Annotated in this window: 14 protein-coding genes; 12 read left to right on the forward strand and 2 right to left on the reverse strand. The window is 46.9% G+C overall.

Annotated features, from left to right (window positions below):
* The first annotated feature begins 72 nt into the window (after window positions 1-72).
* From prmA to NKU06_RS01265, 5 genes are all read left to right on the forward strand, one after another.
* Entirely contained in the window at window positions 73-996 is a 924-nt protein-coding gene (gene prmA / locus NKU06_RS01245; protein WP_254731755.1) for a 50S ribosomal protein L11 methyltransferase, read from the forward strand.
* A 149-nt stretch (window positions 997-1,145) separates the two neighbouring features.
* Window positions 1,146-1,397 (forward strand): helix-turn-helix domain-containing protein, encoded by a 252-nt coding sequence (locus NKU06_RS01250; RefSeq protein WP_253224007.1) that lies wholly within the window; start codon window positions 1,146-1,148, stop codon window positions 1,395-1,397.
* A 282-nt stretch (window positions 1,398-1,679) separates the two neighbouring features.
* Window positions 1,680-3,281 carry a bifunctional phosphoribosylaminoimidazolecarboxamide formyltransferase/IMP cyclohydrolase gene (gene purH, locus NKU06_RS01255; protein WP_254731757.1) on the forward strand — a complete coding sequence of 534 codons (1,602 nt, stop codon included), beginning with the start codon at window positions 1,680-1,682 and terminating at the stop codon, window positions 3,279-3,281.
* Between the two features lie 209 nt (window positions 3,282-3,490).
* The gene (phhA, locus tag NKU06_RS01260; protein WP_254731759.1) at window positions 3,491-4,270 is read left to right on the forward strand and encodes a phenylalanine 4-monooxygenase; all 780 of its coding nucleotides are present in this window, start codon (window positions 3,491-3,493) and stop codon (window positions 4,268-4,270) included.
* A gap of 56 nt (window positions 4,271-4,326) precedes the next feature.
* Entirely contained in the window at window positions 4,327-4,671 is a 345-nt protein-coding gene (locus tag NKU06_RS01265) for a 4a-hydroxytetrahydrobiopterin dehydratase (protein WP_254731761.1), read from the forward strand.
* A 70-nt stretch (window positions 4,672-4,741) separates the two neighbouring features.
* Here the strand turns inward: NKU06_RS01265 and NKU06_RS01270 are convergent, their stop codons facing one another.
* Together NKU06_RS01270 and NKU06_RS01275 are read right to left on the reverse strand one after the other, a co-directional pair.
* Complete coding sequence (locus NKU06_RS01270; protein ID WP_254731763.1) at window positions 4,742-6,592, reverse strand: SurA N-terminal domain-containing protein; 1,851 nt, start codon at window positions 6,590-6,592, stop codon at window positions 4,742-4,744.
* Between the two features lie 196 nt (window positions 6,593-6,788).
* A complete protein-coding gene (locus NKU06_RS01275; protein ID WP_253224012.1) occupies window positions 6,789-7,061 on the reverse strand; it encodes an HU family DNA-binding protein in 273 nt (90 codons plus the stop codon).
* Window positions 7,062-7,476: 415 nt separating this feature from the next.
* Between NKU06_RS01275 and NKU06_RS01280 the strand changes: the two genes are divergently transcribed.
* From NKU06_RS01280 to hscA, 7 genes are all read left to right on the forward strand, one after another.
* Window positions 7,477-8,157, forward strand: coding sequence for a hypothetical protein (locus NKU06_RS01280; protein ID WP_254731765.1), 681 nt, complete (start codon window positions 7,477-7,479; stop codon window positions 8,155-8,157).
* 221 nt (window positions 8,158-8,378) lie between these two features.
* Window positions 8,379-8,882, forward strand: a complete 504-nt coding sequence (locus tag NKU06_RS01285) for an Rrf2 family transcriptional regulator (protein ID WP_253224014.1) — start codon at window positions 8,379-8,381, stop codon at window positions 8,880-8,882.
* The gene (locus NKU06_RS01290; RefSeq protein WP_254731767.1) at window positions 8,879-10,102 is read left to right on the forward strand and encodes an IscS subfamily cysteine desulfurase; all 1,224 of its coding nucleotides are present in this window, start codon (window positions 8,879-8,881) and stop codon (window positions 10,100-10,102) included. Before NKU06_RS01285 ends, NKU06_RS01290 begins: the two co-directional genes overlap by 4 nt.
* 418 nt (window positions 10,103-10,520) lie before the next feature.
* Window positions 10,521-10,904: a Fe-S cluster assembly scaffold IscU gene (gene iscU / locus NKU06_RS01295; RefSeq protein WP_078254322.1), complete on the forward strand. Its 384-nt coding sequence runs from the start codon at window positions 10,521-10,523 to the stop codon at window positions 10,902-10,904.
* Between the two features lie 63 nt (window positions 10,905-10,967).
* Window positions 10,968-11,288, forward strand: a complete 321-nt coding sequence (gene iscA / locus NKU06_RS01300; RefSeq protein WP_253224016.1) for an iron-sulfur cluster assembly protein IscA — start codon at window positions 10,968-10,970, stop codon at window positions 11,286-11,288.
* A gap of 17 nt (window positions 11,289-11,305) precedes the next feature.
* On the forward strand, window positions 11,306-11,833 hold the full coding sequence (gene hscB / locus NKU06_RS01305; protein ID WP_254731769.1) for a Fe-S protein assembly co-chaperone HscB: 528 nt from the start codon (window positions 11,306-11,308) through the stop codon (window positions 11,831-11,833).
* Between the two features lie 199 nt (window positions 11,834-12,032).
* The gene (gene hscA / locus NKU06_RS01310) at window positions 12,033-13,892 is read left to right on the forward strand and encodes a Fe-S protein assembly chaperone HscA (RefSeq protein WP_254731771.1); all 1,860 of its coding nucleotides are present in this window, start codon (window positions 12,033-12,035) and stop codon (window positions 13,890-13,892) included.
* Window positions 13,893-14,022: the final 130 nt, after the last annotated feature.

The raw sequence follows: 14,022 nt of genomic DNA on the forward strand, positions 1-14,022 counted from the left end.
AAATCTGCATCATTTATTAAGCTTGCGATCTTTGTTATAATACATATACTCATTTATTTTTTAGGATCTGCTATGTCTTGGCAACAACTTCACCTACAATGCCCCCAATCTGCCGTCGAGCTTGCCGAAGCGTTATTTTATGAATTGGGCGCGGTCTCAATTTTGCTTGAAGATGCAGGCGATGAGCCACTGCTTGAGCCATTACCGGGTGAAGAACCACTGTGGCAAGATGTCATCATCACTGCGATTTTTGACACCAATAGCGATGACAGCTTTGCAGGCACGGACTTTGAGAGCCTAGCCAGTGAAGTCGCTACCGAAGTGGATGCCACGCGTTTTTGGCTCACGCGCTTGGATGATAAGGACTGGACGCGTGAGTGGATGACTTATTATAAGCCAATCAAATGCGCAGGCAATCTATGGATTGTCCCTGAATGGCTAGAAGCACCTGAGCCAGATGCAACCAACCTAACCCTAGACCCTGGCCTTGCCTTTGGTACAGGTTATCATGCGACCACGCGCCTGTGCTTAGATTGGCTGTCTGAACAGGATTTGACCGATAAGCTTGTGATTGATTATGGCTGCGGCTCGGGTATTCTAGGTGTGGCAGCATTGCTACTAGGCGCTCGCCAAGTGCTTGCCGTCGATATCGACCCACAGGCTGTGCTTGCCACTCGCCAAAATGCCGCATTAAATGGCGTTGAAGATAAGCTAATCGCTTTCTTACCTGATGAGTTTATCGCGTATCGCCAAGACCATCCTGAGCTGTGCGACACCATCACCGCCAACATTCTTGCCAAGCCGTTGATTCACTTTGCCCCGACTTTTAGCGAGCTACTAAAAACTGGCGGCAACATCGTGCTGGCAGGTCTGATCGAGAACCAAACCCAAGATGTCATTGATGCCTATGCGCCATATTTTGAACTGGATGCGCCATTTGCTTATGACAATGCCGAAGATCATCACTGGAATCGCCTAAGCGGTCGCAAGCGCTGAGAAAGGTTGTGTCTTTACAAAGCTACTACACGCCATAACACAAAAATCATAGGCAGCACTCAGATGGTTTGTTAATATAAAATGGTAAATTCACTATTTGATATTGATGGCACGATTTGGTTTCACCCAAGAACAATGAGCGATGAGCGATGAGTAGTAAGCACCCGACGGACACCACCCCGCTACACCTTCATGTTGAGCGCGCTGTGCAGCGTTATTTTGAAGGGCTTGAAGGCGAAGACACTGACAATCTTTATAATATTTTTTTGGCAGAATTGGAGCGCCCTTTACTCGCGACCACGCTCAAATACGCACGCGGCAACCAATCAAAAACCGCGCAGCTATTAGGTCTAAACCGTGGCACGCTGCGCACTAAGCTTAAAGCACATGGCTTGCTATGATTGTATAGCATTGTTATTACCCAAAGCATCATCCGCTTTGGGTTTTTTATGCTCAAATAAATTTGAAATGCGATTGCAATAAGGAAAATAAGCAAAATTACGAAGCGAGTTTAACTTAAGTATTATTTCAAACCTGATAAACCACATCATCAAAAATTACAAAATTTTCACCAATTTCCCTTTATAAACGCTGTAATAACTGGTATCATTTTGTTTTTAAATTGTAAATGAGCCTTTGGCGTAATTTGCATGATTTACTTAATAACCATTTAAAGGTGATTTATGAGTTCAAAGCGTTTTGCCTTGTTGTCGGTCTCTGATAAAGCAGGGATTGTTGAATTTGCCAAGGGCTTGGTTGAGTCTGGTTTTGGCATTTTGTCCACTGGTGGTACTTTTAAGCTACTCAAAGACAGCGGCATCGATGCCATCGAAGTCTCAGCGCACACTGGCTTTAGCGAGATGATGGATGGCCGAGTCAAGACGCTACACCCAAAAATCCACGGCGGCATCCTAGGTCGTCGCGGCACAGATGATGCAATCATGGCAGAGCATGGCATCGACCGTATTGACATCGTCGCGGTGAATCTATATCCATTTGCCGCGACCGTCGCCAAAGCAGATGTCACCATGAGCGACGCCATCGAAAATATCGACATCGGCGGCCCTGCAATGGTGCGCTCTGCTGCCAAAAACCACGCCCATGTCGGCATCATCACCAACCCAGCTGACTATGATCGCGTGCTAAATGAACTAAAAGCAGGCGGCAATCTAAGCTTTGCGACGCGTTTTGATCTGGCAGTCAAAGCCTTTGAACACACGGCTGCCTATGACGGCATGATCGCAAGCTGGCTGGGGGCGCGCCTACCAACCGACGATAACGCACAGCCAAGCGATGATGCGACAGCAAATACCCTATTCCCACGCACTTTTAACAGCCAATTCATCAAAGCCCAAGACCTACGCTATGGCGAAAACCCGCACCAATCAGCGGCATTCTATGTAGAAAGCAGCGCAAAAGAAGCTTCAGTCTCGACCGCCAAACAGCTACAAGGCAAAGAACTGTCATACAACAACATCGCCGATACCGATGCTGCGCTTGAGTGTGTCAAATCATTCGCCAAGCCTGCGTGTGTCATCGTCAAGCACGCCAACCCATGCGGTGTGGCAGTCTCACTAGATGGTATCTTGGATGCGTACAATCTTGCCTACGCTACCGATCCTGAATCAGCATTCGGCGGCATCATCGCCTTCAACCGTGAGCTGGATATCGAGACCGCCAAAGCCATCGTTGAGCGTCAGTTCGTCGAAGTCATCATTGCACCAAGCATTGCCGATGGCGTGCTGGAAGTCACAGGCGCCAAGAAAAATGTCCGTGTCCTAGTCTGCGGTGAACTGCCTGCCATCGATGAGCGTGCCAGCCAGTTTGACTTCAAGCGTGTCAATGGTGGCCTACTTGTCCAAGATCAAGACCTAGGCATGATCACCAAAGACGACCTAAAAGTCGTCACCGACAAAGCACCAACAGAAGCTGAGCTTGATGATTTGATCTTTGCTTGGAAAGTCGCCAAATACGTCAAATCAAACGCCATCGTCTATGCCAAAAACCGCCAAACCATCGGTGTGGGCGCAGGTCAGATGAGCCGTGTGAATTCAGCGCGTATCGCTGCAATCAAAGCTGAGCACGCAGGTCTGGTGGTCGAAGGCGCGGTGATGGCATCAGATGCCTTCTTCCCATTCCGTGATGGTATCGACAATGCCGCTGCCGCTGGCATCAAATGCATCATCCAGCCAGGTGGCTCAATGCGTGATGATGAAGTCATCGCTGCTGCCAATGAGCATGGCATTGCAATGGTATTTACTGGTATGCGTCATTTCCGTCATTGATTGGATGATCTTTATGATAAGCACAGCCTTAGGGTTGTGCTTATTTTTTTACATCGGATAAGCCGATAAATTAAACCAAATTTTATATAAATAATAATTATAATAACAAAAAGTTAATAATGAAACTGTAAAGTGAACGATTTTTCATTTGACGAAACTACTTGATTTTTCTACCATTGTGGCAGAATCATCACAATCAGGGATTTGATATGAGTACCACTTACCAAGCTCACACGCCAGATGCGTCAGGATTTATCAGATATAGCGATGATGAGCATGCCATTTGGCATGACTTATTTGTCCGTCAGCAGTCGAGTATCATTGGCAAGGCTTGCCAAGATTATCTTGATGGTCTGGATAAGCTTGCGCTACCAACCACACAGATTCCACAGCTTGCCGATATTGACCAAGTATTACAGCAGACGACAGGCTTTGCTACGGCTGCAGTGCCTGCACTGATTTCATTTTCCAAATTCTTTGGGCTACTTGCTGACCAAAAATTCCCCGTAGCGACCTTTATCCGCACTCGTGAAGATTTTGACTACATCCAAGAGCCTGATATTTTTCATGAAATTGTCGGTCACTGTCCGCTATTGACCCATCCTGCCTTTGCCAAATTCACCCACACCTATGGCAAGCTTGGGCTAAAATCAGATAAGGCGACACGGGTATTCTTGGCACGCCTGTATTGGTTCACGATGGAGTTTGGATTGATTGATACCACAGAAGGACTGCGTATCTATGGTGGCGGTATCCTAAGCTCACCAGCCGAGACCGAATACGCACTATCGGACAAGCCTGAATATCGACCATTTAATCTCAATGATATTTTGCGTACACCCTATCGGATCGATAAGATACAGCCGATTTATTATGTGATTGAGTCGCCAGATGTGCTGTTTGATCTCGACGAAGCCACGCTACTGACTGCCATCAGCCAAGCCCAAAGCGATGGACTGTATGAGATGCACCCAAGTTTGATTGATTAATTGGTTTAATATTAATTGTAAAGTTTAATAAATTTAAATTTAGAAAGGATAAACCCATGACTACTCCACTAAAAGACCAAGCCTGTGAAGTCTGCCGCCTAGATGCGCCATTGGTATGTGATGATCAACTGCCGGGCCTACTTGAGCAAATCCCCACTTGGCAGATGGTGGCCATCGATGATGTCAAACGCTTGACCAAAGTGTTTAAATTCAAAAACTTCAAACAAGCACTGGCGTTCGCCAATCGCGTCGGCGACATCGGCGAAACAGCAGGTCATCACCCTGCGCTACTGGTCGAATGGGGTAAAGTCACCGTCAGCTGGTGGTCGCATGAAGCAGGTGGCTTGCATAAGAATGATTTTATCCTAGCTGCACGGACAGATGATGCAGTGGATGGCTAAGTACTTTTCTTTTAATCCTTAAAAAAAACAAACCCCAAATCATACAGACTTGGGGTTGTTTTTTTAATCATCACTGCTGAGCTTTTAGTGCGTCTTCATTGATGATTACTTCATTGGTGTCTTTAAGATAGCGCAGATAGTCCTTGAGCTGATCATCACCGATGTTCTCACGCAGTAGTAGTGCCGTACGCGCACGATCGGCAGGGCTCAGCTGCGATTCTGAGATCTCTTCGACAGGACCGCCGACGATGATACTTGCACCGTCTGCAGTCTGTACCGCCCAAACATCATTACCATCTGCCGACTTGTGCAAGAACAGGCTTGCTAACTCTTGGGCGCTAAGTGTCGGTGTCAGACGCGTCACCTTGCCACGATTATTCGCCGCAGTCATCAGGCGTGATGCACCGCCTGCTTTGGCATCCGCGGCTTGTTTTTGGGCATCTGCATAGGCAAGCTCAGTGGCTTTTTGCTTAGCAAGCACTGTCTTGATCTGCGGTGTGGCTTCAGCAAGGCTCAATGCACGCGATGCTTGATGATTGGTCGGCTGTACCCAGATGTTCTTCTCGCCAACTGTGATATTAGCGCTCACGCCTTGATCAGCAATGGTGAACTCATCGAACGCCGCTGCGATCACCACAGGCTGAGACAGCGCAGTTTGGTTATTGATGCGTGGATATGCCTTGATGCTCTTGGCTTCCACGCCCACTTCTTTGGCGATGTCAGCGATACCGACACCATCTGTCGCCAGTGCATTGATACGCGCTGATAGGTCAGCAAATGCTGCTTCGCGCTTATAAGTCGCCGCACGATTGATCAGCTCATCACGCAAACTCTCTAGGCTTGGCGCATTGCTATTCACTGCCGTGATCTTGAAAATCTGCGTACCGAACGATGTCTTGACTGGAGCAGACACCTGACCTGCGCCCAAGCCATTCAACGCCTGCTCTACTGCAGCTGCGTCCTGACCGAACACCGATGGGTTGAAGCTACCGATATTACCGCCAGTCTCACCGCTTGGATCTTGTGAATATTGCTTGGCAAGTGCTTCAAACGACTCGCCAGCATCTAGCTTAGCCTTGATCTCGGCAGCTGTCTTGTCCGCATCACCGCCAGTCAGCAAGATCTGTGCAAGCTCACGCCCATCGCTGATGCCTTTCTCTTTCAGATAGCTTGCGTACTGCGCGCGGATCTCATCTTCGGTCGGCGTATCAATTTTTAGAGTCTGTGGATCAAGCTCAAGATAAGTCAAATCCACCGTTTCAGGGCTGACTAGCGTGTCTTTATTTTCATTAAAATACGCGTCGATCTGCGCATTGGTGATCTGCACTTGATCAACATAATCCTGCCAGTTCAGACGCTGCACCCACACTTCACGCGTCTCGCGCTGCAGATCAAGCAAGTGCGATACTTGGCTGTTCGGATAGATCGCTGTGCCTAGAATGCTTGCGTTCAGCTGACGCAGGCTCAGCTGCAGGCGAAATGTCTGAAATAGTGTGTCTTTGGTCATGCCACGCTGCTGCAAAAACTGCGCAAATAGATCGTTAGAAAACTGACCATTGGCATCTTGGAAACTAGCGTCTTGCTGCAATAGGCGCGTGATCGTCTCATCCGACACCGTCATGCCCAGTGCGATCGATTGATTTTCAAGCAAAGCGCGATTGACCATATTATCCAGCACCTGCTTAGCAAGCGCATCTTCATTAATCATGCTCGCATCGATCTGCTGCATCAACTCAGCGCGCAGTGCATTGACTTCCGCCTGATAAGTGCTCAGATCTACCACCTGATCGCCAACTTTGATCAGCTGATTGGGCTGAATCTCAGCACCGCCAAAAGTGCCCTGCACGCCCAAAAATGCCATCGGAATCAAAGTACCCACCAAAATCAGCTTGCCCGGCCAACTTTGTAGGAATTTACGCATATTTTCCATAGTTATTGCAACTTTATCACATTAAGATCAAATTAAGATTAAAAACCTTACTATGATACGCTACTTTGAGCATTTTCTCAAAGCTCTTTTTGTATCAAATCGCCTTTGTCGGCTATTTTATTGTATATCAACGGTAAAAACCGCCCAAATCAATGACTTGAGCGGTCCATAAAAGCGTGCGGTAAAATTAGTTTACTGCGTCTTTTAGCGTTTTACCTGCTTTGAAGCTTGGTGCTTTGCTTGCAGCGATTTCTAGCGTTTCGCCAGTTTTTGGGTTACGGCCAGTGCGAGCAGCACGCTTTTTGACGCTGAAAGTACCAAAACCAACCAATACCACATCGTCGCCGCGTTGTAGTGCGCCAGTTACGCTGTCAGTGAATGCATTCAATGCTTTAGCAGCTTGTTCTTTGGTTAGGCCAGCGCTTTGAGCGATGCTATCTACAAGTTGTGTCTTATTCATGGGGGTATCCTCGTGGTATTACAAAAATCATCATAAAGTTGGCATCAAAGCCGTAATGTGTGCATTGTAAGGCGATAGCCACACTTTTACAAGTGTCAAACGCAGTTTTTTGCAAGATTTTTGCAAAAAATGTGTACTTTTTACTCGCATCAAGATATTTTTGTGCAAAAATATCACAGATTTGTTGCAATCGACTAGACAATTACTGCAATTTATAACAAGCTTGGCGATAATAAGCAAGCAAAATTATCAATTTTAACGAAAAAAATGTAAAAAACCGCTGAATTTTGTGCAATTTTACAGTATGATGGGATATTTTATCGCTAGTGATGGCTTGACGGTCAATTTTAAGACAACAAACCAACCATCGAGCACACACTACCATGAGCGATTTGACAAGATTGATAGGATAAGTATGAGTACAGCACACGCACCCAAGCAAGCACCCCAAAATGAGTCAGGCGGCGTCATTTCACGCGGCATTTTAAATGTGCTTTTGGTTTTTATTGAGTCAGCCATCACGCTGATTTTGCGCTTTGACCCAAAATTACGCCAATTGGCTTATCCACTGGCAGAAGCTGGTAAAGTAGTCTGTATTCGCACCTATTTGCCGCACACCAAGATTTATGCTACTTTCGGCTTTCGCGGTGTGCTGCTTGATGATGTCCTGCCTGCCAATAAGCAAGCACCCGATGTCATCATCAATGCTTATAGCTTTCAAATCGCTAATGTGCTGATGAACCACAGCGAGTCAAGCGTCGATGCGCTACAAATTCGCGGTGAAGCCCAAGATGTCCAAGATGTCAAAGCGTTCTTGGTGCGTGTCGGTGTCGGTGGTGCAATCCAAAATCTGATCAATAAGCTCAAAGGCAATCCACAAGACAAACCAACCCCTGAACAAAAAGCAGAGAAACTCGCGGACTATAAAGCCAAAATCGCTGAACAAACCGCACAAATCGATGAGCAGGCACGCGACATCGCCCGTCTAAAAACACAGCTTGCTGAAGCGAATAATAAGCAAAAAGCTACGCTCACTGGCTTGATCATCAGTGCGATCATTGCCATCATCGCGATTGTGCTGCACTTTTTTATTTAATACTTTGTTTATTATTTAATCACAATAAGTTGATTATAATTTATCAAATCCATCGATTGAGTAAATTGATGGATTTTTATTGGCTTTAATCTTGACCTATTTACTCGGAATTATTATAATAGCGACATAAAATTCAACTGTATCCATAACTGGCTAAGCTTTTCTTATAAACATTTCAACAGCCTGTTATGTGACTTTAGGCATTTTATCGGAACTTTATCATGCGTTTAACCACTCGTGGACGGTATGCCGTCACCGCCTTACTCGACTTGGCAGTCCAAGAGAACCGCCATCAAGGTGCGGTGTCGCTGTCGGACATTGCAAAACGCCAATCCATCTCCATATCATACCTTGAACAACTGTTTTCCAAGCTGCGCAAAAAAGGCTTGGTCAATAGCACGCGTGGTGCATCAGGCGGCTATCATCTTGCCAAGCCACTGAACGAAATTGACATCATGAGCATCATCACCGCCGTCGATGAAAGCATCAATGCCACACAATGCGGCGGCAAAGGCGACTGCCATGATGGCTCGATGTGTCTGACGCATGATTTGTGGCACAGCCTATCTGCTCATATTGAGTCGTATCTTCGCAATGTCACGCTTGCCCAATTATTAGAAACCAAAAACACCCAAGCCATCGCCGACCGCCAAGAAAGCCGTCTGTGTGGCACGAAAAATAATTCACAAATCACAACCATTAATCTGATTGGAAATCCAGCATGAGCCAAAATTCATTGATTTATTTAGACTACGCAGCCACCACCCCTGTCGCCAAAGAAGTCGCCGACAAGATGGTGCAATACATGACTTTCGATGGCATCTTCGGCAACCCAGCATCGCGCTCACACGGCTTTGGCTGGCAAGCAGAAGAAGCGGTAGAGACCGCGCGTGATCAAATCGCGCAAACTGTCGGCGCTGACCCACGCGAAATCGTCTTCACCAGTGGCGCAACCGAGTCTGATAACCTTGCCCTAAAAGGCGTGGCGCACTTTTATCACAGCAAGGGTAAGCACATCATCACATCAAAAATCGAGCACAAAGCGATTTTGGATACCTGCCGTCAGCTGGAAGAAGAAGGCTTTGAGATCACCTATCTTGAGCCTGAGCAAGGCACAGGTTTGATCACGCCTGCACAAGTTGAAGCGGCGCTGCGTGATGATACCATTTTGGTCAGCCTAATGGCAGTGAACAATGAGCTTGGCACAATCACTGACATCGCTGCCATCGGTGAAATCACCCGTGCAAAAGGCGTGCTATTCCATGTCGATGCTGCCCAAGCCGTTGGCAAAATCAAGATCAATCTTGGTGAGCTAAAAGTAGATCTCATGAGCTTTAGTGGTCATAAAATCTATGGTCCAAAAGGCATCGGCGCGCTGTATGTCAGCCGTAAGCCACGCGTACGCATCAAAGCTGAGCAGCACGGCGGCGGTCATGAGCGCGGTATGCGTTCGGGTACTTTGGCGACGCATCAGATCGTCGGTATGGGTGAAGCATTCGCCCTGTCTGTCAAGCGTTTTGATGAAGATCATGCCCACATCAAAGCCCTACGCGATAAGCTGTGGAACGGTTTGCAAGACATCGAAGAAGTGTATCTGAACGGCAGCCTAGAGCATGGCATCCCAAACATCATCAATGTCAGCTTCAATTTCGTAGAAGGCGAAAGCTTGATGATGAGCCTAAAAGATTTGGCAGTATCGTCAGGTTCGGCGTGTACTTCAGCCACCCTTGAGCCATCGTATGTGCTGCGTGCCATCGGTCGCCCTGATGAGTTGGCGCATTCATCGATTCGCTTTAGTATCGGTCGCTACACCACCGAAGAAGACATTGATCGCGTATTGGCACAGATTCATGAAGCAGTAGAGAAGCTGCGTGAGTTGTCACCGCTGTGGGATATGTTCAAGGAAGGAATTGATCTATCAACCGTTGAATGGCAAGAACACTGATTATCTTTGTGGTTATGCCTAGTGCGTCGTTAGGCTCACTCGATGTACTTCAATGTACACCTTCGTTCGCCTGCCTAGCACTAGGCGATGACCACTGCGACAATTGATTTAGGTAATGCTTTTGCTTCGTTGGATTTCGCTCGATGTACATAAGTACACCATCGTCATCCGCCTAGCATTAGCCACCTATAAAGGTTAATTTTGCAACTGGTTTATACAACGCTTAATTTGTAAAAATAAAAACCGTAGGGTGCGTTTTACGCACCCGCCAAATACCAAATTAATGAACAGCAAAGTGCGTTATACGCACCAATACAATACCAGATTTTACTATTGGACTGGTGAGATTTCGCCAACAAACAAATAACAGCAAATCCAGCCAACCGCCCGATTTGCCACAACCAAAAGAGAATTTACCATGGCATATTCAGATAAAGTCATCGACCATTACGAAAATCCACGCAATGTGGGCAACCTAGACAAAAACGCCAAAAATGTCGGCACTGGCATGGTTGGTGCGCCTGCGTGTGGCGATGTCATGCGCCTACAAATCCAAGTCAGCGACGATGGCATCATCGAAGATGCGAAGTTCAAGACTTATGGCTGCGGCTCTGCAATCGCATCAAGCTCGCTCGTTACCGAATGGCTAAAAGGCAAAACCCTAGATCAAGCCGCTGCCATCAAAAATAAAGACATCGCAGAGGAGCTGGCACTACCACCAGTCAAGGTACACTGCTCAGTACTTGCCGAAGATGCGATCAAAGCGGCGATTGAAGATTATCAAGCCAAAGCACAAGCTTAATGATCAATTTACCGAATTGATTATTACACAAGCCAATCTTAAGAAAATTTTTAAGGAATTGTCATGATTACCCTAACCACTCGTGCTGCACAGCATGTCAAAGATTTCTTAGAAAACCGTGGCAGCGGCGAAGGCATCCGTGTCGGTGTCCGCACCGCAGGCTGCTCGGGATTGGCTTATGTGCTTGAGTTCGTCGATGAGCCAAACGGTGAAGATGAGAAATTCACCAGTGACGGCGTGAACATTTTCGTCGATCCAAAAAGCTTGGTATATCTAAATGGTCTTGAGATGGATTATGTCACCGAAGGGCTAAACTCCGGCTTTAAATTCACCAACCCTAATCAAAAAGGAGAATGTGGTTGCGGTGAATCTTTCACTGTCTAAGAGCGAGAGCATAATTGATGAGTGATAATCATTTTTTCGCCCTGTTTGGCGTACCTGTCAGCTTTCGTATTGATCAAGCGCAGCTAAAAAATAGCTTACTTGAATTGCAAAAGCAGCATCATCCCGATCGTGCGACAGGCGAAGCACAAGCCGTCAGCCAAAATGCATCATTGATTAATCATGCTTATAATATTCTAAGCCGTGATGACAGCCGAGCTGCTTATTTACTGAGCCTAAATGGTGAAGATGTCGATTTGGACAAATCGATCAGTGATTGGGATTTTTTGGGTGAGATGATGGAAATTCGCATCGAGCTTGAAGAAACCGATGGCCGCCCGACGCTTGATCAGATGGCAGCGCAAGTACAACAAAAAAGCCATGCACTGGCTGACGAATTTGACACCGCTTATCAAGCTAAAGACTGGGCGGCGGCACGCGACACCGCCCAAAAACTACAGTTCGTCGGCAAGCTGCACGATGACATCACCGCCAAATTATCAGAGATCCTACAGCACAACAGCGATGACGATGATTTGTATGTCTGATGATTGATTATGATCAATTTATCAAGCCATTGGTGATTTTATCGTGATTTTACAATAAATTTACGCCAAAATACGATCCGTTTTGGCGTGTTTTTATGAAAATAACTTTGTAACAAACTGTCCAAATTTGCCGTCAAATTTAGTATAATAGCCACAAGTTCATATCCAACCAATTTATTTTATCAAATAAGAATTTATTATGTCATTACTACAAATCAGCGAACCGAACCAAAGCAAAAATCCCCATCAGCACCGTTTCGGCTTAGGCATTGACCTTGGCACGACGCATTCTTTGGTGGGCGTGGTGCGTTCGGGCAAATCCGCTGTTTTGCCGTTTAATGACACGCCGCTGCTGCCATCGGTGGTATACTATGGCGCACAGTCGGAGAAGCCCTTGGTTGGTAAAGAAGCCTTGGCGCACAGCGATGACACTGCCAACACCATCATCTCTGCCAAGCGATTCATGGGGCGTGCGCGCAGTGATATTAAGTTTTCGCACCCTTATACTCTAAGTGGTGATGATGCCACCATGCCTGCATTCGTCACTGCACAAGGCGAGAAATCACCCGTTGAGACTTCAGCACACATCCTATCGCGCCTGTATCGCCATGCTGCCGCTGCCCTGCCTGCTGACAGCATTCAAGGAGCAGTGATTACCGTGCCTGCGTATTTCGATGAAGCGCAGCGTAATGCCACCAAAGACGCCGCCACCGCTGCAGGCTTGACAGTGCTTCGTCTGCTGAACGAACCGACCGCCGCGGCGATCGCGTACGGACTAGATAAGACGACCAATCACGGCATTTATCTTGTCTATGATCTGGGTGGTGGCACATTCGATGTCTCAGTACTGCGCCTAAGTGATGGCGTGTTTGAAGTGCTTGCCACAGGCGGTAATTCAGCTTTGGGTGGTGATGATATTGACCGCTTGCTTGCCAATTGGCTGATCAAACAAGCCAAGCTAAACCCAGCCGAGATTGATAATGCCGAAAAATCACACCTTGCCAAGCTTGCCAAAGGCTATAAGCAAGCCCTAACCGCTCAAGATAGTATCAATATCGACACAAACATCGCAGGCACCCTACTTAACACTACTTTAAATAATGCCACACTTGCCCAAATCATCAAGCCTGTGATTCGCCGCACGCTACAAGCCTGCGAGCAAGTGCTGCTTGATGCCAAGCTTGATAAAGCTGTACTAAATGATGTGATCTTGGTCGGTGGTTCAACGCGTATGCCCGTCATTCAATCAGCAGTGGCGAGCTTTTTTGACCGCACGCCACTATGCAGCATCAATCCTGATGAAGTCGTGGCATTAGGGGCAAGTATCGCGGCCGACCAGCTGGTGAATAAAAAAGACGATGGCTTGCTCCTTTTAGATGTCACACCGCTATCATTAGGTCTTGAGACCATGGGTGGTCTTGTTGAAGTCATCATTCCACGCAATACACCAATCCCTGTGGCTCGCCGCCAAACCTTCACTACGCACCAAGATGGTCAGACAGGCATGGTGGTGCATATTGTACAAGGTGAACGAGATACCGTGGCAGATTGTCGCAGTTTGGCACGCTTTGAGCTGTACGGCATTCCACCGATGAAAGCAGGTTTGGCGCGTATCGAAGTCACCTTTAGCATCGACGCCAATGGTCAGCTAACCGTATCCGCCCAAGAAACCACCACCGGTGTCAAAAGCCATATCGAAGTCAGCCCAAGCTATGGACTGTCAGAAGCACAGCAAGAGCAACTACTAATGGCAGGCTTTACGCACGCCAACGAAGACAAAAAGGCGCGTATGCTGATTGAAGCCAAAGTCGAAGCTGATCGAGAGCTGATTGCACTGACTTCTGCATTGGCAGAATTTGGCGATCTATTAAGCGATGACAAAAAAAACACCCTACAAGCACTGATGGATGGTGTGCGTCATGCGATTGATGGCAATGATAAAGCTTCGCTTGATGATGCTGTCGCTATGCTAAAACCTGCCAGCGATCATTTTGCCAGCGTGATTATGGATAAAAATGTCAAAGATGCATTGGCAGGCACACGCACCAGTGATTGGTAATGGCAGTTTTAAATAAAAATTTGTAGATTTATTCAAAAATTATAGTCAAGCAAATTTGAAATAAGATAAGAAAAACAAGCGAAGTTGTACAAGTCGTACTACGCGAGAGTTTGACGCAGTATTATTTCAA

Source organism: Moraxella sp. FZLJ2109, from assembly GCF_024296965.1.
GTDB lineage: Bacteria > Pseudomonadota > Gammaproteobacteria > Pseudomonadales > Moraxellaceae > Moraxella.